The following is a 25,128-nucleotide window of genomic DNA, read 5'->3' as shown; positions in this document are numbered from 1 at the left end:
CCTGTGGTGTCGTTATCGGTGAAGCACGTGTATAATTAGCGCCACTTTCAGCTGTAACACAGTCAACGAAGTCGACCATCCGGTCGCGACTATTGACAGCACACTGCCAACCAGCGCAAACAATCAGCAGTATGCTCTCATTAGTCGCGATGGTGAACAGCTGAAAGCCGACAACTAGTGAGATAAATCGGACGATTTATCCCTTCAGCTACAAGGAAATAATCTGTGAATCCAATCGTAAAAACATTCCAATACGGCAATCATACTGTGACATTGGAAACCGGCGTCATGGCACGCCAAGCCAATGGTGCCGTGATGGTCAGCATGGACGATACCTCGGTATTCGTCTCTGTCGTCGGTAAAAAAGAAGCGGCGGAAGGCCAAAGCTTTTTCCCTCTGACCGTCAACTACCAAGAGCGTACTTACGCTGCGGGTAAAATCCCAGGTGGTTTCTTCAAACGTGAAGGCCGTCCTTCTGAGTCAGAAACTCTGACAGCACGCTTGATTGACCGTCCAATCCGTCCGCTTTTCCCTGACTCGTTCAAAAACGAAGTGCAAGTGATCGCGACGGTTGTCTCAGTCAACCCCGCTGTCAGCCCTGACATTGTCGCCATGCTGGGTACATCTGCAGCCCTGGCCATTTCAGGTATTCCATTCAACGGCCCGATTGGCTCTGCACGTGTGGGCTATATCAATGACGAGCTCGTTCTGAACCCAAGTCCAGCCCAGCTCGACGAAAGCAAGCTGGATCTCGTGGTTGCAGGGACTGAAGGCGCGGTACTGATGGTTGAATCAGAAGCGGACCGTCTGAGCGAAGAGCAAATGCTGCAAGCGGTGATGTTTGGTCACGATCAGCAACAAGTGGCGATCAACGCGATTAAAGAATTTGCCGCTGAAGTGGGCACACCTACGTGGGATTGGAAAGCACCAGAAGTGAATGCTGCCCTACAAACCCGTGTGGCAGAAATGGCACAAGGTCCGTTGGCTCAGGCGTATCAAATCACTGAAAAAATGGCCCGTTACGAGCAAGTTGGCCAGGTGAAGCAAGAAGTGGTTGCTGCGCTGCTTAGCGAAGACGAAAGCCTGAATGATCGTGAAATCCTAGGCATGCTTGGTGACCTAGAAAAAACCGTGGTTCGTGGTCGCATTATCGCCGGTGAGCCGCGCATTGATGGCCGTGAAAAAGACATGGTTCGTGCCCTCGATGTCCGTACGGGCGTATTACCACGCACACACGGTAGTGCACTATTTACCCGTGGTGAAACACAAGCACTGGTCACCGCAACCCTAGGCACGCAGCGTGATGCACAAACCATTGATTCGATCATGGGTGAGCGCCAAGAAGGCTTTATGCTGCATTACAACTTCCCTCCATACTGTGTCGGGGAAACCGGTTTTGTTGGTTCACCAAAACGTCGTGAAATCGGCCATGGTCGTCTTGCTAAGCGTGGTATTGCCGCGGTAATGCCAAGCCAAGACGACTTCCCGTACACGTTACGTGTGGTTTCTGAGATCACTGAGTCAAACGGCTCTTCGTCGATGGCCTCTGTCTGTGGTACTTCTCTCGCGCTGATGGATGCTGGTGTACCGGTGAAAAAATCCGTGGCCGGTATTGCCATGGGTCTAGTGAAAGAAGGTGACGACTTTGTCGTGCTTTCAGATATCTTGGGTGACGAAGATCACCTCGGCGATATGGACTTTAAAGTGGCCGGTACCGACGACGGTGTCACTGCTCTACAAATGGACATTAAGATCGAAGGGATCACCAAAGAGATCATGCAAATCGCGCTAAATCAAGCCAAAGGCGCACGTTTGCATATCTTGGATGTCATGGATCAAGCCATTGGTTCTGCACGTGATGATATCTCTGAGTTTGCTCCTCGCATTCATACCATGAGCATCAATCCAGACAAGATCCGTGATGTGATTGGTAAAGGCGGTGCAGTGATCCGTCAGCTGACCGAAGAAACCGGTACTACCATCGAAATCGATGATAACGGTACGGTTAAGATTGCCGCGACCGACGGTGACGCAGCCAAAGATGCGATTTCACGTATCGAAGCACTAACCGCGGAAGTTGAAGTCGGCCGTATCTATACCGGTAAGGTGATGCGTATTGTTGATTTCGGTGCCTTCGTCTCTGTGATTGGCGGAAAAGATGGTCTGGTCCACATTTCTCAAATCGCGGAACAACGCGTTGAGAAGGTATCGGATTACCTTGAAGTCGGCCAAGAAGTCGATGTGAAAGTACTGGAAGTTGACCGCCAAGGTCGCATCCGTTTAAGCATGAAAGAAGCGACAGCAGAGAAGCCATCAGACGATGCAGCACCTGCTGAACAAGCATCAAGTACTGACGCTTAGAGTCGTACTGTCATTCATGATATAAAGGGGGCTGAGGCCCCCTTTTTTTTACACGGAGATGCGCCTTCATGACCGTTTTTTATAAACCACTGGCGACTTTTTATAAGCCTCTGGCCGTTCTGGCGCTGTTGTTGCTAACAGGATGTAGCACCCAGTGGCTGTTTCCACCGATGGCCGTCCCCTTACAACCAACACTGCAACAGGAAGTTCATCTCGCTCGTATTGATCAACTGCTCGCTCGTGATGATTTAAGTGATGATGCACGCGCACAATTGCATTACGAACGCGGCTTAATGCATGACAGCCTTGGCATGAGAGACTTGGCAAGACTGGACTTTAATCAATCATTGTCCTTAAAGCCTGACCAACCCGATGTTTTCAATATTTTAGGGGTCTATTTTACCCAAAGTGGCCACTATGATGCCGCCTATGAGGCCTTTGACTCAACACTCGAGCTCGATAATAACCATAGTTACGCTGAACGAAACCGTGGTATTGCCTTATATTATGGGGGGCGCTATCGCCTTGCTCATCAAGATTTACTCACGCATTATCAAGCCAATACTGACGATCCTTATCGACTGATTTGGCTCTACTTAGTTGAGCGAGATTGGCGCGGAGAGCCACAAGCGCGACAAGCATTAGTTGAACGCAAAGCGATCGCCGATACCACGGGATGGGGATGGCAACTGGTAGATATGTATTTGGGTGAGATCAGCGAACGCGGGTTGCTGGAACAATTAGCCGCTCAAGGCAAGGATAACCAACAGTTAGCAGAACGCCTGTGCGAGGCGTATTTTTACCTCGCGAAACACTATCAATATCAAGGTGATAGAGACAGAGCCGTTGCCCTTTATAAGCTGGCAATGTCCGGCAATGTATACGAGTTTGTTGAGCACCGTTACGCACTTCTTGAGCTTAACCGCATAGCCTACCGCCAATCGACAGCTAAATAGCGTCAAATCAAGCAGCAGAGCAGCTAAAGCTCTGCTTTCGCTACTTTTCGCTATCTGCTACCCCGGATGTGTGGCCGACGGTAATGCCAGTGGAGGCTGCTTGTTGGGTTTAGTTTTAAGCAATAATTTCTCAAATTCTTGCTTTGGCATCGGCGAATGGAAGTAATAGCCTTGTATGGTGTCACAATGCAGGTTTGTCAGCACTGAGGCTTGTTGACGGGTTTCGACACCTTCCGCTACGACCGTCATCTCCATCGCACGCCCAAGATGAATAATACTCTCCACTAATGTGACCTGCTTACTCAACGCATCCATTTCATGGATAAAGGCCCGATCGATTTTAAGCTCATCAAGCGGAAACCGTGCGAGATAGGACAACGATGAGTAACCGGTTCCGAAGTCATCAATGGATAACGCAAAGCCTAATGCTTTGATGGCATTGAGCATTTTCAGCGCATGCTCATCGTTTTTCATCACTGCACTTTCCGTTAGCTCAAAAGTGATATCTTCTGGGTGAGCACCTGTTGCCCGAATCAGCTTTTCCATGTGCTCAATAAGCTTAGGACTACTAAATTGTTCGGGCGATAAGTTGATAGCAACACGCCCCGGCAACAGTCCTTGCTGACGCCAGCGACGAACGTTCTGAAACACTTCCCGCATCACATGACGCCCCAAAGCCTCTATCAGGCCACAGCGCTCTGCGACTGGAATAAAACGCCCCGGACTGATATAGCCTTCAATAGGGTGCTTCCAACGTACTAAGGCCTCCGCCCCATTGATACGAAAGTCACTGGCATTAACCTTGGGTTGATACCAAACTTCCAACCCGTTATTTTGTAATGCTTTCTGCAGCTCAATTTCAAGCCACAAACGCATTCTTGCCTCTTTGCTCATGCTGTCATCATAAACAACAACCCGATTGCGACCCTGCTCTTTTGCCTCATACATTGCCGTGTCTGCGTTTTGCAACAGTTGACGAGCATCTTTTCCATCTTCAGGATAGCGAACCATCCCTACCGAACAGGCTAAATACTTACTAAAATAGTGTAATTCAAACGGTTGGCTAATAGCGCCAACGACCTTTTCAGCAAGCTGAGAGGGGGCGTCTTCAGTGGCAGGCTTAGGGAGTAAAACAGCAAATTCATCACCGCCTAAATGACCAATAATGGTATCTGCAGACAATAGAGAGCGTAGGCGTTGAGCAATATCTTGTAGTACGCGATCACCGACATGGTGGCCAAGTGAATCATTGATGTTTTTGAAATTATCAATATCAAGGTACAACATCGCTAATGGTGTTTGTGCCCCAATAAACTTGTCCAACTCTCGGCTAAATCCATATCGATTGTATAACCCCGTCAATGCGTCCATATAAGCAGAATGTTGCAAGCCCACTTTACGACTGATCGCTGAGGCTGATGGTGTAATGGTCTTCACTTGCGCAGGCGAGGCCTGTAGACGCAACATGTGGGCTTGCTTACCTAAAAGATGGATTGGTGATTGATAAACACATACTGACACCCCATTTTTTGCCCCCACGGCATCAATGCTCTGTCCACTCTCAACTTGGGCTAGGATCTCTGCAATTGAGTGATGGTTGTCCGCTGACTCGCTTTTTCCTGCTAATAATAAGTAGTCAGCAACAGGCTCACCAATTAAGTCATCACAGGTTTCCACCCCAAGTATGGTGGCAGCCGCAGGGTTGGCGGAGAGGATACATCCTCCTTCAATCACGCAACATCCATCATCAATAAGCTGGCTCAACTGATAGTACTTTTCATCCGCTTCTTCTAATGCACTAGACAATACTTGGCGTTCAGAGGTATCCGCAGCATGAAAAATCACACACGGCCGGCCTTGCTTATCTTGGTAATGGGTTAGCGGAGCCACGCTAAAATGAAAGCTGGAATGGTGGTAACCATCGGCAATCACCACCTCACCTTCGGCATACTCGCCTCGTCTTGCTTTATCATAATGCGGTTTCACAGTCTGATAAAAAGACTCTCCCAGCGTATCTCTATCGGATAACCCTTTTAAAGAGGAAGCTGATAAACCGGATAGCTCACCATAACGCTGGTTGGTATACAGATAGCAATCATTGCTATCTAGAATGGCAAAAAGGAACGGACTGTTATCGGTTAAGCAGTAAAACCAATCATTTAACGACGATATTGGCATGAGAAGCTCACATCAGGTAATCACTCTCGACCATCTCAATGGCGAGACAAGCGTCTCATATATTAGACACTTTTAACTTTGTTGTCAGTAGCACTTTATGAGGCACGCGTCATGGGTTCAAGCTTTTATCACTATATACCGTATCTTTTACCGTAAAAATAGAGAGAAGACTCAAAATCAGTAAACGAGCAAGACTCTGTTGCGAAGTTGCACAATTTGCTGGCTATTTATGCATTTAACTGCGTAGTAGGAAGTAATAAACCTCGCGCGCCTCTTGCACCGGATCGGGAATCCGTTATTCTGGCTACAACATTTATTAACCACCATGTGTCTTATGCTTATTCGTTCAGAAGCCCCTGCCGATCTGGTTCGGCTTGATCGTTGGTGGCGCGATGTGCTCGCGAGTCCCCATCAGGCAGACCAGCTTCACCAATGGCGAGAGGCGGGAGGAATATCTCTTTCCGTTTTAGCGACAGACGATATGGGAGAGATACTGGGGCATATTGCTGTCATCGACGCCGAAACGGAAAACAATACACAAGAAATCGCGCTGTGGCACAGCCCAGATGCGAATCTTGTAATGCCGCTGTTAGAGGAAGCCGAATCAATACTCTTTGAATTGGGCTATACCGAGCTTAAAATAACGCCGAGTGAACAAGCCGAACGCGCCGAGTTTGCGCCCTTACAATCTAATGATACTTGGTGGCACAAGCGCTTAGCTGCAGCCACCGTATAATGCGAGTAATTGAACCATGTTAACGGATATCCAACGCTTGCAAGCGATGGGCTTAGAGGTGTGGCAATTGCGTCACCCAGAGCTGTATGGCAAAGAGCATGAGGTCATTCAATTACCAGACAGTTGCCAATTACTCCTTGTTTGCGACTTTCCACTGAATGAGCAGGATGCTTGGCTCTTTGGCAACATATTAAAAAGTATCCAGCTTACCTCGGATCAAGCCCGTCAGCTTCCTCACGCTGCGTTATCGTCGCTGGGCGAACATCACCTCACTTGGTGCTGGTATATTGATGCCCCTGATGTGATCGTCGATGGAGTACAAAGTTTACACTCCATCCCCTTGGCACAGATGCACGACAACCCTGCTGCAAAGCGCGATCTCTGGCATCAGATTTGCCAGTATGAGTGATTACACACTTCAACCTATCGGGGATAGGCACCTGATTGATATCGTGCGTATTGAACAAACAGTGCATATTGCGCCTTGGTCAAAGACACAGCTTACGCCGGCTCAGGGACGCTTCGATCACCACTATGCGTTAATTAGTCAAGATGCTCAGATCATCGGTTATTTTTACGCGCGTTGCATTGCGGGCGAAGCAGAGCTGTTAAACCTTGCCGTTGACCGCACTTTTCAAGGCAAAGGCGTCGGTCACCAGCTTCTCACCTTGCTTAAAAAGACACTCGTTGCTGCAGGCGCGAAAACCTTGTGGTTGGAAGTGCGACAGAGTAACCGTGGAGCACGGGCGCTGTATCAAAAACAGGGGTTTGAGCTTATAAGCCGCCGAGCAGGCTATTACTCCTGCCCGGATGGCACCACGGAAGACGCACTGGTTATGCGTTACCAAATATCGTCGTCTCACGTGCTTTGACGATAAAATCATCAATATAATCATCCCGTTTTTCTTCTCGCACCCCAAGGTGAATTGCCTTATGAATACCTGGTTCACCCATACGAAGAATATGCAGGTTGAGTCGTTGTTGGTACTCTTTTGCCAGCCACTTCGGTAAGGCCGCAATGCCTCGGCCTGCCGCAACCATTTGTAGCATAATATCTGTTGTTTCAATGGTTTTGTGTTTGCGTGGCGCACAATGTGCCGGTGCGAGAAACTGCGTGAACACATCTAAACGCGCTTGGTCAACAGGATAGGTAATGAGCACTTCTTGTGTCACCTGATGGGGTTCGACATGAGACTGCGATGCCAGCGGGCTCTGTGGATGAGTCACGAGCACTAATTCGTAATCAAACACGGAGACGTATTCAATGCCTGGTTTAAACAAGGGATCCGGAGTGACGAGCACATCAATATCATGACCAAATAATGCCCCTAGGCCACCGAATTGAAACTTTTGTTTCACGTCAACATCCACATCCGGCCATTGGTGCAAGAAAGGCTCAACCACCCTAAGCAGCCACTGATAGCAGGGGTGACATTCCATGCCAATGCGCAGGGTGCCGCGCTGACCTTGTGCAAATTGTTTAAGTTGCTGCTCGGCATGCTCAAATTGAGGGAGCATACGCTCAGAGAGGGTCAGCAAGTACTCACCAGCCTGAGTGAAATGTAATTGTCTGCCTGATTTTTTCCACAGGCTAACGCCTATCTGACTCTCTAATTTTTTCATCGCATGACTAATGGCAGATTGGGTGAGATAAAGCGTCTCTGCCGCGGCGGTAAGCGATCCTTGCTCTTTGATGGCACGCAGAATATGAAGATGATGACGTTCTAACATGTCTTTTCCATGACCAAATTTCATTAATTGATGAAATAATGCCATTTTAGTTCATAACGAGAAAGCCCTATGCTGAACTCAACTTAAAGGAGGACGTATAGATGGCTAAAACTCATAACCTCGGTTTTCCCCGCATAGGGGCACAGCGCGAACTAAAATTTGCACTCGAACGTTACTGGCGTGGCGATTCATCACAGCAAGATTTAACCAATACTGCGGCGGATCTACGCCGTACCCATTGGCAACAACAAGGTAAACTCGATGCCGTTCCAGCGGGTGACTTTTCTTTTTATGACCATGTACTCGACACCAGCTTTTTAGTCGGCAATGTCCCTGATCGTGTGGCTGATCATCAAGATAACACCCTCGATAACTATTTCCGCGTCGCCCGTGGCCGCTCGGCGAACGATACTGGCTGCCAGTGTGTCCACGCTGGTGAAATGACCAAATGGTTTGACACCAACTATCACTACATCGTGCCAGAATTCACAGCACAAACCACCTTTAGTTTGCATGCTGAAAGTCTATTGGCGCAAATAGAAGAAGCCAAACAAACCGGTGTTCAGGCTAAACCTGTTTTAGTAGGCCCCGTCACGTATCTGTGGTTAGGTAAAGAAAAAGATGCTTCTAACAAGCTGGATCTGCTTGATGAACTCTTGCCAGTTTATCAATCGCTCCTGAGCACGCTGGCAGAACAAGGTGTTGAATGGGTTCAAATCGATGAGCCTATTTTGGTCACTGAGCTTGCCCCTGCGTGGCAAACAGCAATAAAAACCGCGTATCAGACGCTAAGCCAAACCAACGTGAAGTTATTGCTGGCAAGCTACTTCGGCGAGCAAGCTGAAAATCGTCAATTGGCGCAATCCTTGCCCGTTGACGGTTGGCACCTCGATGCGATTCGTGGCCGAGGGGATGTTGCGTCGTACCAAGAAGCACTTGGCGATCACCAAGTCCTGTCTCTTGGTGTGATTAACGGCCGTAACGTTTGGAAAACCGATCTTAATGCCACGCTAGCTTGGCTTGAACCCATTCACCAAGCACTGGGCGATCGTCTCTGGCTCGCCCCCTCTTGTTCATTGCTCCATGTGCCCGTCGATTTGACCAGCGAACACAAGCTCGATCCTGAAGTAAAAAACTGGCTCGCCTTTGCCCATCAAAAGCTTGATGAATTGGATGTGCTTGCCAACGCGCTCAACCATGGTAAGCAAAGCGTTCAACAAGCACTGGCCGACAACCGCCAAGCTATTGAGAGTCGTCAGCAGTCACCACGCGTGCACAACCCTAATGTGCAAGCTGCATTGGCGGCGATTACACCGCATCTGGGTAAGCGACAACGCCCGTTTGCAGAACGCATTCGCTTGCAACACGAGCAGCTCAACCTGCCACGCTTCCCAACCACTACCATTGGCTCATTCCCGCAGACGAGCACCATTCGCCAAACGCGCTTGCAATACAAAAAAGGCGAGATTGATGCGGTGACCTATCAAGACATCATGCGCAAAGAGATCGCCCATGCGGTCGACAAACAAGAAGCTCTCGGGCTCGATGTCTTGGTCCACGGTGAAGCCGAGCGTAATGACATGGTGGAATACTTTGGCGAACAATTGGATGGTTATGTGTTTAGCCAGTTCGGTTGGGTGCAATCGTATGGCTCTCGCTGTGTGAAGCCGCCGATTTTATTTGGTGATATCGAACGCCCGAAAGCAATGACTGTAGAATGGACGCAGTACGCACAATCTCTCACCGATAAGCCGCTCAAGGGCATGCTTACCGGACCGGTGACGATTCTCAACTGGTCGTTTGTCCGCGATGATCAGCCACGATCGCAAACCTGTAACCAGCTGGCGCTGGCGATCCGTCAAGAGGTGCAAGATCTCGAGAAAGCTGGCACCAAGATCATTCAGATTGATGAAGCAGCCCTGCGTGAAGGCCTACCTCTGCGTCGCAGTGAATGGCAACACTATCTCGACTGGGCCATCAATGCGTTTAAAATTGCGGCTAATGGCGTGAGTGACGAGACGCAAATCCACACCCATATGTGCTACTCCGAGTTTAACGATATCATTGCATCGATTGCGGATATGGACGCTGACGTCATCACCATTGAAACCTCACGCTCGGATATGGAACTGCTGGACGCGTTTGATCACTTTGATTATCCCAATGACATCGGCCCAGGCGTTTACGATATTCATTCCCCCAATACGCCCACTCAAGCACAAATTGTGGGCTTGATGAACAAAGCCGCTGCGCGGATCCCCGAAGAAAGGTTGTGGGTGAACCCGGACTGTGGATTAAAGACCCGGCAATGGGATGAAGTGATCCCAGCATTAGAAAACATGGTCGCTGCGGCGAAAGCGCTTCGCGAAGAATAGTCAGATAATATCTAATAAAAGAGATGAGCCTTAAGCGCTATACAATAGCTATTGATAGGGGCTCACTCTTTTAGGATTTTTCACAAATAAACCAACAACATACCAGACGAGTAACGTCAATATAAAGCTCACGATACCATCGACTGCATAATGCCACGCTAATAAAAAAGAGCCGATATAAATGATGAAAGCATACAACCAAAAGATAATCCCAATCCATTTTTGGACATGTGTTAATCCTAAAGCCATCAATACCGCCATTGAAACATGCATGCTTGGCATGGCTGAAATGCCAGCTCCCGCCTTAACACTTTGCTCTACGTGAAGGTTATATAGCCAATCTTGCGTAGACAACGCCCACAGCGGAAAGGGATAATCCGAGGCGATAAGGTAAGCGTCGATACTTCGTAATCTCTCCATCAAATCCTGATAAGGTTCAACGGCTAAACCTGGATGAACGCGAGAGAAAAAGGCAGGCCCAGCAGAGGAGAAAAGGGTTGCACACACAACACCTAAAACCACCCAACATGCAAGCCAAGAATATAAATACGTATTTCTCACTCGACTCGGTAATTGAAAGCAAAAAAACGCAAAAACGCCGAGGACAGCAAAAAGCCATACATTATAAAAGAGATTGAGTAGCATTATAAATACTGGATACTGGTACAGCCAATCAAAAAAATGCCAAGCATCTTTGCCGAAAAAAAGAAGTCTATCCATTTCAGAAAATGCACTATCCCATGCAAACTCCCCAACTGTATATACTGCTCCCTTTGCTGTTGAAAAAGCACTCAAAAAGAAACCTGTTGCGTAGAACAAGAGTAAACTTGATAAAATATAATAACGCCTAGTAATAACAGACTTAATCAGATAACCAAACTGTCTGATTGGTCGTTTTTCTCTAACAACAATTAGATATATAAAATAACCCACCAAGAACAGTGACAACACCACCTTAAAGAGTATTTTCATATAAGGGAAATAAGAGCCATCAGCAAAGGAAAAACTGCCACTAACAAAAATATTGTATAGCACTAAGAACAGTGTAAGTACACTTCCGAACACAAAAAGCCCTAAATTGGGTAGAGCTGCTTGCTTAAAAAGCCGCCACTCCCTATTTAGTAATAAAATGACTTTCGGCATAAAAGCTGCTAAAAAACATCAATCTCGACACGGCGATTAATAGCGCGCCCTTGCTGGGTGTGATTGGTCGCAGCAGGCCGTATTTCACCTTGGCCGCTTAGCGTCACTGTTTTGCCATCAGTAGACGATATAAAGGGGACAACCGCGTCCGCCCGTCGTTGTGACAGTTGCTGGTTATAGTGTGCACTGCCGATATTATCAGTATGACCGGTGACCGAGACCTGTGATGGGTGCTTTGCTAACGCCTGTACTAAGCGTTGCAGAATAGCTTGGCCTTGGGAAGAGACATGCGACGTATCAAAATCGAAATGCACACGCGCTACCGGCGAATTGGGCGCTTGCTGCCAATAGGCATGACTTTTAATAAAACTGGCACACTTTGGCGACACATCAAGTGCATCGATTTTTGCTACCAGCCACTGGTGATTGGCGGTGGTTTGGGGGGCAACCGCGAGTAGTTTATTATCCTGATAGGTGCGCGCGGTGAAGCCGTCACCGGTCGTCACCTGATAATGAGCCGACCCTTCTTGCATGACGCAGTAGGTATCAAATAAGGCATCATTCGCCCACACGATATTGGGAAGGCTCAGTACGAGCGCAATATTAATCCATTTAGTCATTGGATACTCCTTTTTATGGGGCGAGGTGGCCGATTTCTTCAGAGATTAGCTCTAATATTTTGTTCTTGATAGCTGCTCTATCTTGTGCTTGATAGATATTATCTCGACCAACACAGTTTTTAAGCTCTGGGTGTTCGAAAACATCATAGTCAAAGCCAACCACTACCATACGCGCTTTAATGTTTACTCCATTTTTGCTCTCGTTTAATCCGTCATAAATAGTCGAACATAAGCCTTGGTCGATGAGACGTTGAGTGACTGTTCGGTAAGAGTCCTCTCCATCTGACAGAACCACGAGTAAGCGTCTTGGGTTCGTTCCTTCTTTCAGGATTTGAGCCCCTCGGATAATCCCCGCATAAGATGACGTGCCACTTCCGCTACTAGTGGGGACATAGAACTGAGAAACATTAGACTTAAAACCCTCTACATTACTGGTTAAAGGCAAATTATAAAAGTAGGATACATTTGTTACTTCCCATTTATCCAAAGCCTCATGAGCGGAGCTGTTCGTGGAAAAAATATCATCAACTGTACCCGAATAGTCGATATCATTTGGCCTTGAGCCTGGACTGCTCTCATTAAGGCGGTTGTTACTATAGCGAGAGAATTTGAGGTGTCTAACGAACTTTCTTCTTGAGTTAGACCAGTGGGATGAATAAAAGTCATATCCAACAAAAGCTATTTCATTTTGCGCTTCAGAAAAAAAGCTATTATATTTTTCTATCTCATCAGCCACTTCAGAAATTATATCTTTCAAGTCTTGATATTTTCGTTTTCTACCACCATTCCAATACTCATACATAGAGGCAGAGAAATCTGAGACTAACGCCACATCAACAGCTTCGGATTGATACTTTCTCGCCACAGATTGACCTGCTACATCATAATCATCACCAAAACCTATGATTGCTGCATTTCCTGGAAACCAGGAAGGCTGTTCCAAATTGGCTCTTAACTGATATTCAAAAAAAGGTTGTTGATTGGGATCTGTTTCATCACAGGACGGATTCATATCACAAGATATTTTCGTTACTTGGAGCTCGTTGTCTCTTATCCTTGCTTGAGGAAAGTAGTAAGCGATATACGCCTTAGCGGTCTGTCTTTGTACATTAATATCGTCAGCATTTTGACCAGCAATAGCAAGCGTTGCCACTTCAACCGCCTCCTCTAGGCGCGCCTTGTCTTGCACTGCTCGTGCCCCATCTGTACCCAGGGTAAAAATGCCAAATAATATCGGAATAAATAGGGCGAATAAAATGGCTGCATGCCCTTGCTGCTGACGATAGTAGCCAGGGGCTGAGTGAGCAAAACATTGTTGTGAACGCATAAACTATCTCCCCATTACTACGGCGCGCGACGATACGCGCGAGAAGTCTTCGCCAATCAGATCGCCATACCAATTATCGGTGTCGTAGCACAAAGTCACTTGATACAAGGTAGCGGGGCGACCAAAGGTCGTGGTAAAGCTGAGATCTTTACTCGGCGGTGCTGCTTGGCACAGGGTTCCAGAAGGTGCAGACCACTGGCTAATGATCTTGGTTTGATCCTCTTCGTCCGTGTCTCCAACTCCTTGACGAACATGAAGCGAAAATCCGAGCTTGGTACTGTCAAAGTTACTCATCGTGCGCGTGAGGGAGTTTTCGACAATGGTGTAAGCTTCTTCGGCTTGAGCACTACCCACTTCAAAATCGTCCTCACCAAACAGCTCAGTGCGCTCTTTAATGATATTAGCTGCAGAGAAAGCCATACGCTCGAGCTTACCTTTAACGCTCAATTTAATGATGATATCGGCACTAAACACCAAAAGTAACGCGAAGAAAACCCCGACGATAGCAAACTCGACGGTAAAGTTACCTTGCTGATGAGACTTAAAGCGCAAAGGTTTCACGTTGGTATTCCTGTATCACGATCATTTCACGGGAAAAAAGGGTATTTTTATCTAAAAATAAATTAAAGATAGGTTGATAGTCATAACTGACGTTATAAATGGCAATGGGAGCTTGCTCAGGCTCACCACACACGGCTTCTCTATCGTCTTCATCTTCAGGCTCACACCCCTCTGTGATCGTGGCCAGTGTGTTATATTTATCCACATATTGGACACTGATCCGATAATTATCGATATTGATCAACGCATGCCAAAGGCTACTATCATCATTAAGGGTTTGTTTAAATACGGTCAGAAAATCTTCAGTTTGTTGTTTTTTCGCATGCTGTGCTGCTCTCGAAATCGCAAGATCCCCTAAGGCTGACACATACGACATAAAACTCATTTCCACCCAAGCGGCACACATTAGCCAAAACGCAAAAAAGCCGCCAACAAACTCAATCGTTGCGACGCCAGAGTGCCGGCTGGGAGCGTTTCGCTTTTTTAACATCATTGATTGGTCTCTACCTCGAGCCAAGGACTACCCATCGGTACTCCGTTGATCACGTCTGTAACCACTTGATTATTTGCCTGTTCGCCACTTGCCCGCACAGATAAAGAGGGAGCAGGCGGCCGGCGTTCACTCAGTGGGAGCGGCTTCGGTTCTACGTCATTAGGTGTCTTTAACGAACCATCATTAGCGTTATCCCCAAGAATCGCCGGAAAATCCGCGACGGGTAGTGCTTGGAGTTGTTGGTATAGCGATAATCGATCACTTTTGGCCATATTGTCTGTTAACACCTCAAATGCCGAATATTGATCAGTTTTAGCATAGATCAACGACAGCGTAACACGTGTTCTATCTGACAACTGTCTCAGTTCTGGTACAGGCTGCAGTCGGCGTAAAGCCTCTATATATCGTTCCTCAAACACATCAAGTAGTGCTAAATTGTTTTTGATAGTACGATCATCCGCCATATTGCTTCGCGCATGGTTAAACCACTCTCGTGCAACCCCAAAGTTTCCCTCGCGGGCAGATAGTATGCCAAGAAGATTCGCTGATTCGCTATTCGAGGGCGTAAGTTGCTGAACCTTGTTTAAATGCTTTCTTGCCTTAGCCCACTGTTCTAGCCCAAGTGAAACCTTTCCAGCGAGTAGTAAAACATTGCTAGTGGTAGGGTCTTTTGCGTCAAACTGTTGAAGAAGCGGTGCGAGGTAGAAGCGAGCCGAATCATAATCTTTAATCTCTAGATATCGCTTTACAAGCTTTATCCTCACTTCCTCCGATTCTTTTTCTTTCAGCTGGTTTTTGTACAAATCAATGATTTCAAGATCATTACCACTACTCTCCAGAACTTGCTCATTAGTTAATGTCTTTTCCTGAGGTGGGGCACTCCCCACACACCCTGCTATAATAAAAGCAAGGCTGAGCACCAGTAGCCTTAGAAATGGAAACGATCTCAATACGAAAAGGTTAAGCATTCGCTAACATCCTCATAATTCCTGGCGCTGCAATGAGAATAACTATCGGTACCATAATAAATACAATTAAGGGGATCGACATTTTTGCAGCCAATTGACCAATTTTTTCTTCTATTCGGAGCAATTGCACTTCGCGAATATCCGATGAAAGTGTCGTTAGCACACCATAAATAGACGTTCCATATTGCAAACTCTGGTTGAGAGTCATCACGAAGCTGCGCATTTCATTGGAGGGAACACGCATATAGAGCTCTTCTAGCGCTTGCTCTAGTCCCACAATTCTTGAGCGTTCATTCACTCTTGTGAGTAAAAAACTCAGATCACGATCAAAAGCTGCCATTTCCCGCGACAAATATGTAATAGATGCTTCAATCGTCATCCCAGTTTGTACACAGACCGCCATCAGGTCTAACATGTACGGAAGTTTGTTTGAAATCGCTGTTACCAATGCCTTTTTTCGAATATTTAAGTAGGCATCAGGACCAATAATCGTCACGACAAGCCATAATACTTCTACAATGAGTAGCCATTTACTTGGCCACTGTTGCAATTGTCCAATTAGATATATTGCTGATGCACCTGCTATTAATAGCATATATTTAGCAGGCATAAAAAACTTGCTCAAGCGTGTGTCGTAGATCCCTGCCGCTAGGAATTTTTGCTCCATATCTTGTTTATCACTTGAGACGAGTTGACTAAGGACGGTGCCAACGCGTTCCCAAAAATCAAACTTTCTCTCGCTTGCCGAATTTACGCTAAATTCTCGGAAGCGCTTTTGTTTCAGTGACTGACGTAAACCACGAAGCGCTATCACACAACCGATTAGTATTAACGCCAAAAAAAGCCATTGCTGCTGTGACATCATGACTACCCTGTATTAGCGAACGCTTTTCATTAATCCCCACACAATGGCAATGCCAATTGCTTCACTGATCAACACATAGTAAAGAATGACTTTTCCATCCGGGTCGAACATGACAAACTCAAAGTTTTCTGGGCTAAGGTACTGCAAAATAAAAAGAAAGAAAAAAGGAATAGCCGCCACTATTTTGGCGGATGTTCTCGCCTCAGAAGTGAGTGCATATTTTTTCTTCTCTATAGAACGAGCATTAAACATCATGCGGTTTAACCGCATCATGATCTCTTTCAGCTGTCCACCCCTTTGCATATTGGCACGCAAGGTAATAACAAAAAAGTAAAAGGATGGGTAAGGGTAACGTCGACATGACTTGCGAAAAACCTCATCCGGCGACTCACCTAACTGTAAGCGCTTACCCATTATACGAAACTCGCGGCCAATATCACCTTCCAGCGTATTTCCTACATATAAGATGGCATGCATAATGCTCTCCCCCGCTGATACAGCACTCGTCATCATATTGAGTGCATCAGGGAATTCAGTTTCGAACATTTTGCGCTCTCGACCTTGTAACCAGCGATAGAAAACCAACATACCCACTAGCACAATAACAGGAGTGACAAGCCACAGAGGCTCACGCAAAAACTGGCGATTAAAATAAACAGAGGCAAAAATAAGTCCACAAAGTAACGCCGCCAGCTTTAAAGTTGGTCGGGCTCCTAATTGCTTCTTAAAGTTACTCCAACGAAGTAATAACTCCTCCCACAGGCTTCTATCGGCAAGTGATCTCAAGTCCACAGCCTGTTGGTTTGCGACTACCGATTCAACAAACTCTGTTTGATTAAACTCCTCAAGGTAGTCATAGCGCTTGCGTTTTTTAAGCCAAGGAATAATGAGCAGCCCGATACCGATCACAAGCATAACCACGTAAATCATCTTTCCTCCCCAGCTTTGAACGCGGATGAGAGCTTATCTTCCAGGCCAAAGAAGCGGGCTTTTTCCATCAATACTGACCGTTGCATCAAACCAGCAGTCACGTAGTTACCGCGCACTTTCCCATCAGAAGATTGCTGATACATAGGCTGAAAACGGAAGATTTCTTCCATGACGACGTTACTACCCTCTAGCCCAACCACTTCGGTTATGCTCATCACTTTACGACTGCCATCATGCAATCGGCTGATTTGTATCACTAAATCAACAGCACTGACTATGGTACGCCTGATCGCTTCAAGCGGTAAGTTGCTATTAGCCATCATCACCATCGACTCAACCCTGGCTAATGCATCACGCGGTGTATTGGCATGAAGCGTCGACATGGAGCCATCGTGGCCAGTATTCATGGCTTGGAGCATCTCAAAGGCTTCAGCACCACGACACTCACCAACAATGATTCTATCAGGACGCATCCGGAGTGAGTTGATAACCAGATCGCGCTGATCGACTAGACCTGTGTTTTCAATCCCAGCGGTCCGCGTTTCTAAGCGAACAACATGTGGTTGTTGTAAGCGTAATTCAGCCGCATCCTCTATCGTAATAATGCGCTCGTTTTCACCGATAAATTGTGATAACGCATTGAGCATCGTCGTTTTACCCGACCCCGTACCACCTGATATCAATACATTTAGGCGACAATGTGCGGCAATCATTAACAATTGCGCCATTTCAGGGCTCATAGCCCCAAATTCACAAAGCTTCTGAAGATCGATACTTTGTTTTTTAAACTTACGGATAGAAATCGCCGTTCCATCAATCGATATCGGTGGGATAACGATATTCACACGGCTACCATCTTCTAGGCGCGCATCACAAGTGGGTGAGGATTCATCAACTCGACGCCCGACGCGAGAGGCAATACGCTTTGCAATTTCTCGTAGCTGATTCTCGTCGATGAAAGTAACAGGTGCGCGCTCAACTAGGCCATTGCGCTCAATATAAACGGAATCAGGGCCATTGATCATAATGTCCGTGATTGTTTCATCGTCCATCAGGTTTTGTAACGGACCTAAGCCAATCAGCTCATCCGTTAAGTATTTAACAAATTCTTTTTTTACAGTACTGCTCAGTGGCCATTGTTCTCGGTTGATCAATAGCTCAACAGCACTTTCTAATTGTTTCTCAAGCTCCTCTCGCGAAACATCGGCGACAACATTTGGATCCAAAGCATCAAAAACCTGTTTGCGAATCTTGACATAAACTTCTTTGGTGCCAATCACTCAGCTTGCCTCTTTCTGCTAAAAAGGTTGGTTAGCTTTGCTAAGGTTGAAGATGCTTCCACTGACTCGCCCACAACTAGCGAAGCGAGTTTGTGTATCGGCCCGGAGGCATTGACCTTTGCTCGTGCTATACGCTCTCCCTCGAGTAATAATTCTCCTATTTTTCCATTAAAAGGGATATTCACATCGACAGCGCATTGCAAAAACTTTTCAATGTCATCTTCGGTAACGGTTGCAAACTTTCCAGGAAAATTATTGTTTACAACAACGATCAAACGAGGTCGAGCGTTTTCATCCATCGAATCAATACTTAACTTTAAGCGACCAGCGTCTCGCAAGGCCGCAACCGTTGGCGTAAGGACCAGAATAATACAATCACTGCTAAGCCAACGCTGTTGATTCCGATGCGTAAAACCCGATGATCCGGATACATCCTCGATAATAAAGTTACATTCAGACGATAGGATGTCAGCGGCGCTATTGTGATAATCATTCAACTCATCAGCGCTATACTGCGAGGAGCACAATGCGAGGACAGAGAGCATCTCATTGTGTTTGGTCAGTAGGCTCTGGGCGGAAGATAAGTCAAGACTTGATGAAAATGCGCCTTTTTGCACCTCCCGCTTTTCAAATTTTTTTATACCGAGCATGATATCCAAATCACCACTGGTGTAGTTGTGATCCACAACGATACAAGATGCCTTTTTTTCTGAAACCAGTTGATGGGCTAATTCAGAGGCAACTAGGGTTGTGCCAACCCCTCCTTTTGCGCCAACCACAGAGATCCGCTTGGCACGCCTATTTTGTCCTACACCGCGATTTCTCTGCCGATTATCACTCACACTACGAACAAAATCGATTAGCTCTTGCTTAGTAATGGGCCAGAACAAGTAATAAAACCCCATCTCTTTGAGGTTACGAATCGTTGAGATTGCATCTTCACTACCAATGACTATCACAGAAGCATGACTAGGTAGTAAGTGGCTAATTCGACGCGCATCACCCGTCACATCTTGGCTACTATTGAGCTCAACCAAGACAATCTCAACACTCTGCTGGCGGACATGATCCGTAATGACCATATCTGAGTTTTTACATATTTCAGGCGCAGAGACGCCTTCAAACCTAAAGGCCTCTTCAACAGAGAGCGGCAAGGCTCGGTTTGATAGAAGAGAACTGAGGTTATCTTATCTTTGTCATCTTGCTGCGACTGATTGCTCTTTAGTATATCAACGAGATCAAACATCAATAATTGCCTTGTTCATGACTAGTATCTGGGGCACTTACCCCTTTTTCAGGATGCACTTTTGACAGCCATTGATTGTGGGTTAATACACAACCGCTTTTCTTTGGGTGAATATCGGCGATTGTTACTGGATCACAACTCTCAGTCTGAACTTGATAAGAACGCAAAGCTACTTGCCAATCGCTCTCTCCCAGCGGCATTGCCTTTTCGTGGATATTATTTTTATCAACCCCTTGAGCCAGAAGGTAGTTGCGCGCTTTTACAGTTTTTTTAGCGCCTGCTTTCGAGCTGTAATTTAAGTGTATGGGTTGCGTTAATATCAGTGACTGATGATGGGATACAAAACGGATAAACTCATCAAAACTGGTGTCCCCAGTGCTAGACTTTGCCGATAAAGACAGCTTATACGTTACAGGAGCCAAAGACACTCTCACACCTTCTGTTTGATAGGCAGGCGTGCAAGCAGTGAGCCCAATCACTAACACAGTAAAAAGAACCCATATTATTGGACTTTTCATTGGATAAAGCCTCCTTTACGTAGCCATTGTCGCAATGGCGCCTGCTCAGGCACAGCATCCAGCGCGAAGAACCGTTCTAGCGTTGACGTACGCTGAATACGAGGGATAACAACTTGATCAGATTCAATTGGCTTGACCAAATTCACCTTAGCAATGATGACAAGTTCGGTTTTATTACGCTGCGTTTCTGTATGACGAAATAGCGCACCTAAGATAGGTATATCACCGACAAAAGGTATCTTGGATAATGACTCCCGCTCTTCGCTATTGAGCAAACCACCCAGAACAAAGCTCTCACCATCACCCAGCTCAACCGTGGTCCGTGCTCTGCGGGTTTTTAAGGCCGGCAAATCGTAAGCATCGTTGCTAAATTGCTGATCGAGCGAGCTCACTTCAGGCATCAATGCGAGTTTGATCTTATCATCGCGTCGCACATCCGCTGCGAGCTCTAACTTAACCCCGTACTCGCGGTATTGAACGTTTACGCCGCCATCAATGCGTGTGACGACAGGCAATTCACCACCGACAAGAAAGCTAGCGGTTTCACCAGAAAGCACTGATAAGTTGGGTTCTGCGAGAACCTGCCCAACATTATCATCACCGACAGCACTGATTACTGTGATAATATCGCTAGCACTAAAGCTCTTTAACGGATTAACAAAAATGCCACTGCCTTGGCCACCAGAGCTAAAGTCAACTCCAAACTTTTCCATGAACGAGTTTGATACTTCTGCCACCGTAAGCTGAACGTTCACCTGCTTGGTTGTCGCGACCTCTAAGTTGTTGACAATACCTTCGTATCGATAGCGGCGCATAAAACCAAGATTATACGTTTCTTCTCCTGTATCCCACTCTATCTCGTCTTGGGTAGAAGGCTTGGATAACAACTCCCCGACGAGTCGCTCTATGTCTTGTTTCTGCTCCTCACTCGCTACAAGACCACTCAGCACCACTTGCTCTGCTAAGTTATAAATAGACACTTCAAGTTCGGGATAACGAAGCTGTATTTGTTGTTGAATATGGACCATGCTCTGATTCACGATCAACTGTCGCGACACTATGGTCTTTCCTTCTTCGTCAAAAACCAACAAAGATGTGGAGCCCACCGTTTTGCCGAATGCGACCACTTTCTGTTTATCAATGACCTGATAATCAGCGATAGCAGGGTCAGCAACGAACACCGAGCCAATCACTTTATTGACATGAAACGCTTGCGCCTGTCCCTTAGACAAATTCATCACGGTTGCCGAGGCCTGGGCTGCAAATACGGCCAAGCTTATCACCAGTAACCCCGTCCATCGGAGGTAGAAGCATGTTGTTTTCATCAAGATCCCTTACTTTATTACCGCTGAATCGGCACGAAACTCTTTTATAGCGCGGTAGTCCTCTAGCACATCCCCCGCATTGGCAGACATGTCTTGCTCTGGTGTGTTGCCAAAAGATTTGTGTACTTCAAGCTGAGCAATCCGCTTAGCGATGGTCATGGTCGCCACTTGCTTGCGAGTTAACTCTAAAATCAGCGTGGTATCTGTTGATGCTGGCTCGCTTCGTGTCGCCTCTTTCTGCTGCTGGTCGACTTTCAGCACTTTCACCCCAATTAATACAGGCGACAAAGAAACGCCTCGAAAGCTGCGAACCGTAGTTTCATTGGCTAAGTTCTGGTCAGTAGATGCTAACGCCATGATATCCACCAATGTGCCTGCGCGCACAGCCCCACCTACCACAGCAGTCGGAGAAACCTTTATCGGGAAAGGAATGCGATCGGCGCGAGTCACATAGTCAAGATAGTCTGGGCTCTCCGGTGATACAATTTTGTCAGGGTATAAGATATCGCCTGCGACAAGTCCTTCTCTTGCGAGCAAGGGGCTACCACCTGCTTCAGGCAGTGTCATATCACTGTCGATTCCCATTTGGTTAGCCTTACTCTCTGGCCAGGTTTCAATGATTAGTTTGCTACGTGTGATCGAGTCTCCACGATTGAGAGGCACTTTCAGCGTAATGACTTTGTAAGTCACCTCAGGAGGAGGTGCACTCGCCTCTGCCTGAGAGGAGGTTTCAGGCTCATCGCTTTGGAGTAACCCGTACAAGCCAATCGAGATGGCGACGATTGCAAGAATAGAGAGTAATTTTGAGTTCATAGTCCTTCAGATCAACCTAAGACAAATAAAAGGTGCGAAGCGCTAAGGTATCCGTGTTCACACTCCCTCCTACGCAAGTGAAGCTAGATGACACTATGGATGGAGAGACAGATAAAACATCACCTGTTGTTTATACGAATAGTGGTTTTTAAAGTAGGGAGTAACCATCACTGTTATGACAGTTACCTCAATTTGACCACGTTATGTTGCATCGATTAACGTTAGCCAAATCGCCAACCCTCCCGAGGGAGCTATGGCTAGCGCGTAAGGCACACCCATTGCTCGCCACTCAGGTTTGCCTAACCAGCCAGCCAATAGAAGCCCTAATGCGACAATGCCACCCAAGATGCCCGTTAAAAACAACATCCACGGCCACCACTGGTCGCTCACTGCAAGACTTATCACCGTAAGTAATTTTACATCTCCCGCGCCACACACGCCGAAGAAAAATAAGACAAAACCGGCCAAAAAAACTAGGCCGGCCTGAAAAAGCGCGGTGTTTATTGGCAACTCATACCAACAAACAATGAATACGCTTAGAAGCGCAATTACTACAATGGCGCCGTGTCCTATTTTTCTATACCTCAGGTCTCTTAGGATTACCCAAGACAGACAGGATGTCGCAAATAGTAACAAGACTGCGGTAATCACTCTTATGCAATATCAGTTATGGGGTGGAGTTCGCCGACGTGATATTTGCTGTTATTGAGCTAATCGCTCCCTCGAGAGCCGATTGAAGACCATTATCGCCTTGGAATACAGCTAAGACGATAGCAGAGATCGCCACACCAATTATCGCATATTCAATCGCTGTTACACCGCGATCATCCTTAACAAACGACTCTAGTGCGAGACGAGTATTCACAAACAATTTAGTTAACATAAACATCTTCCTTCTCCAAAGACTGGGCCACTGGAACCCATACCACAATTTATGATTAAAGTTTAGCACCTAAGTGCAAAGCAACAAATAACCAGTTGACAAAAAGTCGACGTATAGCATATTGCCAGCAAGTACTGAGCACCCGTACAACGGACAAGCAATAAACAAGCCGTTACGTCTTACCACCTGCTCAGTATATTACCCTCTGATTCGCCCCTATTACTGTCTCAATTGTGAAACAAACAAGAAGTCATCCGTTTATTTAGCAGCCATTACCGCTATCAGCATAGGTTGCTGCAGAAAAAGGCAGGGGTTTCAATCGCTCAGTAAGAAGGACACAAGCAATGAATGGAAGACTAGAATCGGAGGGATGTACAAATAGAGTAAGAGTTAGCAGAAAAAGAAAAGGGAGCCTGAGCTCCCTTTTCTCCAGAATCTTAGCGACGGATTCCTAGACGCTTGATAACGTCCAAGTAACGGTCAACACTGTTCTTTTTCAGGTAGTCCAGCAACTTACGACGACGTGAAACCATGCGTAGCAGGCCACGGCGGCTGTGGTGGTCACCTTTGTGCTCAGCGAAGTGCGATTGCAGGTCGTTGATTGATGCGGTCAAAAGGGCGATTTGAACTTCCGGTGAACCCGTGTCGTTCTCGGTTTTACCAAAATCAGCAACGATTTGTGCTTTTGCTTCTGCAGTCAGAGACATAATGCTCTCCTAATAAGAGTGTGTGATTATCATGCACCAGCCAATCTCTGATTCAGCCGGTGCCCGAAGGCGCGTATTCTACTGACTTTCGTCTAAGGTAGCAATCTATCCGCGCCGCTTTTTCCATTAAACACGCGCTAATGGCATCGTGTTTTTAGCGCGCTTCTGGCTGACGACTGGCCACTAAACGACGTGGCGCAACCAGGCCATCGGCGTCAATTTCACCCACCCCAATAAAGTGGCGTTCATCGCCCGCGGTTAAGCGGACAAAGCCACTGGTGGGTGCATTAGGCACCTGTACCGCTTGCCCTTGTAAGGCATAGCTGGCCATCACCGGCAACAAGTTGATTTCACGCAGGTCTTGTACCGCAGTATCGAGTGGTAGTAACAAAGGATCCAGCAATTGCTTAGGCTGGATCTCTTGCTCTCTGGCTTGGTTCAACCAGCTTTCGAGCTGCTCCAGTGTCACCATATGGCGCGTCGGATAACCAGACACCCCCGTACGGCGCAGTGCGGTAACATGCGCACCACAACCTAGCATTTCACCCAAATCGTCAACGATGGTGCGAATATAGGTGCCTTTTGAGCAATGTACTTCCATCTCAATCTCATCGCCTTCAAAGCGCAACAATTCAATTTGGTGAACATGAATAGTACGCGATTCACGCGGCACATCGATGCCTTGGCGCGCATATTCATACAAAGGCTTACCTTGATATTTGAGCGCGGAGAACATCGAGGGAATTTGCTGCGTTTCGCCGCGGAATTTCGCGATACAGCGTTCCAGCAATCCTAAATTGACTTTCACATCACGAGTTTCTACCACTTCACCATCTGCATCAGAAGTGTTTGTTCTCTGGCCTAGCTTCGCCACGACCCGATAACGTTTATCGGCATCCAGCAAAAATTGAGAGAACTTGGTCGCTTCGCCTAAGCAGATGGGTAACATCCCAGTTGCTAGCGGATCCAAAGCCCCAGTGTGCCCTGCTTTCTCTGCAAAAAAGATACGTTTCACTTTTTGCAAAGCATCATTAGAGGTAATTCCTGTGGGTTTATCTAGGAGGATAATCCCATCAACTGGACGTCCTCGACGACGTTGACGACGCGCCATC

25 protein-coding genes are annotated in these 25,128 nt (G+C 46.8%); 6 read left to right on the top strand and 19 right to left on the bottom strand.

Annotation, left to right across the window (positions count from 1 at the left end; all coding sequences use genetic code 11):
- The first annotated feature begins 225 nt into the window (after nt 1-225).
- Together pnp and nlpI are read left to right on the top strand one after the other, a co-directional pair.
- Nucleotides 226-2,361 carry a polyribonucleotide nucleotidyltransferase gene (pnp, locus tag BUQ98_RS00350; RefSeq protein WP_074211978.1) on the top strand — a complete coding sequence of 712 codons (2,136 nt, stop codon included), beginning with the start codon at nt 226-228 and terminating at the stop codon, nt 2,359-2,361.
- 68 nt (nt 2,362-2,429) lie between these two features.
- On the top strand, nt 2,430-3,317 hold the full coding sequence (nlpI, locus tag BUQ98_RS00345; RefSeq protein ID WP_074211977.1) for a lipoprotein NlpI: 888 nt from the start codon (nt 2,430-2,432) through the stop codon (nt 3,315-3,317).
- 57 nt (nt 3,318-3,374) lie between these two features.
- On the opposite strand, the gene BUQ98_RS00340 is transcribed toward nlpI, so the two are convergent.
- Nucleotides 3,375-5,495, bottom strand: coding sequence for a sensor domain-containing protein (locus BUQ98_RS00340; protein ID WP_074211976.1), 2,121 nt, complete (start codon nt 5,493-5,495; stop codon nt 3,375-3,377).
- A gap of 334 nt (nt 5,496-5,829) precedes the next feature.
- Here BUQ98_RS00340 and BUQ98_RS00335 point away from each other — a divergent pair, with 334 nt between their 5' ends.
- The 3 genes from BUQ98_RS00335 to rimI are packed head-to-tail and all read left to right on the top strand — an operon-like array spanning nt 5,830 to nt 7,103.
- A complete protein-coding gene (locus tag BUQ98_RS00335) occupies nt 5,830-6,231 on the top strand; it encodes a hypothetical protein (RefSeq protein WP_074211975.1) in 402 nt (133 codons plus the stop codon).
- 16 nt (nt 6,232-6,247) lie between these two features.
- A complete protein-coding gene (locus tag BUQ98_RS00330) occupies nt 6,248-6,640 on the top strand; it encodes a DNA polymerase III subunit psi (protein WP_074211974.1) in 393 nt (130 codons plus the stop codon).
- A complete protein-coding gene (gene rimI, locus BUQ98_RS00325; protein WP_074211973.1) occupies nt 6,633-7,103 on the top strand; it encodes a ribosomal protein S18-alanine N-acetyltransferase in 471 nt (156 codons plus the stop codon). Before BUQ98_RS00330 ends, rimI begins: the two co-directional genes overlap by 8 nt.
- On the opposite strand, the gene BUQ98_RS00320 is transcribed toward rimI, so the two are convergent.
- Nucleotides 7,066-7,962: a LysR family transcriptional regulator gene (locus tag BUQ98_RS00320; protein ID WP_074213531.1), complete on the bottom strand. Its 897-nt coding sequence runs from the start codon at nt 7,960-7,962 to the stop codon at nt 7,066-7,068. The genes rimI and BUQ98_RS00320 overlap by 38 nt on opposite strands.
- A 101-nt stretch (nt 7,963-8,063) precedes the next feature.
- Here BUQ98_RS00320 and metE point away from each other — a divergent pair, with 101 nt between their 5' ends.
- Complete coding sequence (gene metE / locus BUQ98_RS00315) at nt 8,064-10,337, top strand: 5-methyltetrahydropteroyltriglutamate--homocysteine S-methyltransferase (protein ID WP_074211972.1); 2,274 nt, start codon at nt 8,064-8,066, stop codon at nt 10,335-10,337.
- Between the two features lie 48 nt (nt 10,338-10,385).
- Here the strand turns inward: metE and BUQ98_RS00310 are convergent, their stop codons facing one another.
- The 17 genes from BUQ98_RS00310 to truB form a co-directional block, all read right to left on the bottom strand.
- The gene (locus BUQ98_RS00310) at nt 10,386-11,480 is read right to left on the bottom strand and encodes a phosphatase PAP2 family protein (protein ID WP_083605160.1); all 1,095 of its coding nucleotides are present in this window, start codon (nt 11,478-11,480) and stop codon (nt 10,386-10,388) included.
- An 8-nt stretch (nt 11,481-11,488) separates the two neighbouring features.
- Nucleotides 11,489-12,100 (bottom strand): OmpA family protein, encoded by a 612-nt coding sequence (locus BUQ98_RS00305; protein WP_074211971.1) that lies wholly within the window; start codon nt 12,098-12,100, stop codon nt 11,489-11,491.
- Nucleotides 12,101-12,113: 13 nt separating this feature from the next.
- Nucleotides 12,114-13,427: a TadE/TadG family type IV pilus assembly protein gene (locus BUQ98_RS00300; RefSeq protein WP_074211970.1), complete on the bottom strand. Its 1,314-nt coding sequence runs from the start codon at nt 13,425-13,427 to the stop codon at nt 12,114-12,116.
- A gap of 3 nt (nt 13,428-13,430) precedes the next feature.
- Nucleotides 13,431-13,988, bottom strand: coding sequence for a tight adherence pilus pseudopilin TadF (gene tadF / locus BUQ98_RS00295; RefSeq protein WP_074211969.1), 558 nt, complete (start codon nt 13,986-13,988; stop codon nt 13,431-13,433).
- Nucleotides 13,969-14,481: a pilus assembly protein gene (locus BUQ98_RS00290; protein ID WP_254813852.1), complete on the bottom strand. Its 513-nt coding sequence runs from the start codon at nt 14,479-14,481 to the stop codon at nt 13,969-13,971. Before BUQ98_RS00290 ends, tadF begins: the two co-directional genes overlap by 20 nt.
- On the bottom strand, nt 14,478-15,449 hold the full coding sequence (locus tag BUQ98_RS00285) for a tetratricopeptide repeat protein (RefSeq protein WP_074211968.1): 972 nt from the start codon (nt 15,447-15,449) through the stop codon (nt 14,478-14,480). Before BUQ98_RS00285 ends, BUQ98_RS00290 begins: the two co-directional genes overlap by 4 nt.
- Nucleotides 15,442-16,311 (bottom strand): type II secretion system F family protein, encoded by an 870-nt coding sequence (locus BUQ98_RS00280; protein WP_074211967.1) that lies wholly within the window; start codon nt 16,309-16,311, stop codon nt 15,442-15,444. The genes BUQ98_RS00285 and BUQ98_RS00280 overlap by 8 nt, the downstream gene beginning before the upstream one ends.
- A 15-nt stretch (nt 16,312-16,326) precedes the next feature.
- Entirely contained in the window at nt 16,327-17,244 is a 918-nt protein-coding gene (locus BUQ98_RS00275) for a type II secretion system F family protein (RefSeq protein WP_074211966.1), read from the bottom strand.
- A complete protein-coding gene (locus BUQ98_RS00270; RefSeq protein WP_101494715.1) occupies nt 17,241-18,524 on the bottom strand; it encodes a CpaF family protein in 1,284 nt (427 codons plus the stop codon). The genes BUQ98_RS00275 and BUQ98_RS00270 overlap by 4 nt, the downstream gene beginning before the upstream one ends.
- Entirely contained in the window at nt 18,521-19,534 is a 1,014-nt protein-coding gene (locus tag BUQ98_RS00265) for an AAA family ATPase (protein ID WP_217693624.1), read from the bottom strand. The genes BUQ98_RS00270 and BUQ98_RS00265 overlap by 4 nt, the downstream gene beginning before the upstream one ends.
- A 235-nt stretch (nt 19,535-19,769) precedes the next feature.
- Nucleotides 19,770-20,288, bottom strand: a complete 519-nt coding sequence (locus tag BUQ98_RS00260) for a hypothetical protein (RefSeq protein WP_074211965.1) — start codon at nt 20,286-20,288, stop codon at nt 19,770-19,772.
- Nucleotides 20,285-21,613, bottom strand: a complete 1,329-nt coding sequence (locus tag BUQ98_RS00255; protein WP_074211964.1) for a type II and III secretion system protein family protein — start codon at nt 21,611-21,613, stop codon at nt 20,285-20,287. The genes BUQ98_RS00260 and BUQ98_RS00255 overlap by 4 nt, the downstream gene beginning before the upstream one ends.
- 9 nt (nt 21,614-21,622) lie before the next feature.
- On the bottom strand, nt 21,623-22,426 hold the full coding sequence (cpaB, locus tag BUQ98_RS00250) for a Flp pilus assembly protein CpaB (RefSeq protein WP_074211963.1): 804 nt from the start codon (nt 22,424-22,426) through the stop codon (nt 21,623-21,625).
- A 201-nt stretch (nt 22,427-22,627) separates the two neighbouring features.
- Entirely contained in the window at nt 22,628-23,077 is a 450-nt protein-coding gene (locus BUQ98_RS17185) for an A24 family peptidase (RefSeq protein WP_175566269.1), read from the bottom strand.
- A gap of 16 nt (nt 23,078-23,093) precedes the next feature.
- The gene (locus tag BUQ98_RS00240) at nt 23,094-23,309 is read right to left on the bottom strand and encodes a Flp family type IVb pilin (protein ID WP_074211962.1); all 216 of its coding nucleotides are present in this window, start codon (nt 23,307-23,309) and stop codon (nt 23,094-23,096) included.
- Between the two features lie 437 nt (nt 23,310-23,746).
- Entirely contained in the window at nt 23,747-24,016 is a 270-nt protein-coding gene (gene rpsO, locus BUQ98_RS00235) for a 30S ribosomal protein S15 (protein WP_025673889.1), read from the bottom strand.
- A 154-nt stretch (nt 24,017-24,170) separates the two neighbouring features.
- A complete protein-coding gene (truB, locus tag BUQ98_RS00230; protein ID WP_074211961.1) occupies nt 24,171-25,127 on the bottom strand; it encodes a tRNA pseudouridine(55) synthase TruB in 957 nt (318 codons plus the stop codon).
- Between the last annotated feature and the right edge of the window lies 1 nt (nt 25,128).

It is taken from the genome of Salinivibrio sp. ES.052 (assembly GCF_900141775.1).
Lineage (GTDB): Bacteria > Pseudomonadota > Gammaproteobacteria > Enterobacterales > Vibrionaceae > Salinivibrio.
The sequence above is the reverse complement of the archived record's forward strand: the minus strand, read 5'-3'. Positions and strand labels throughout refer to the sequence as shown.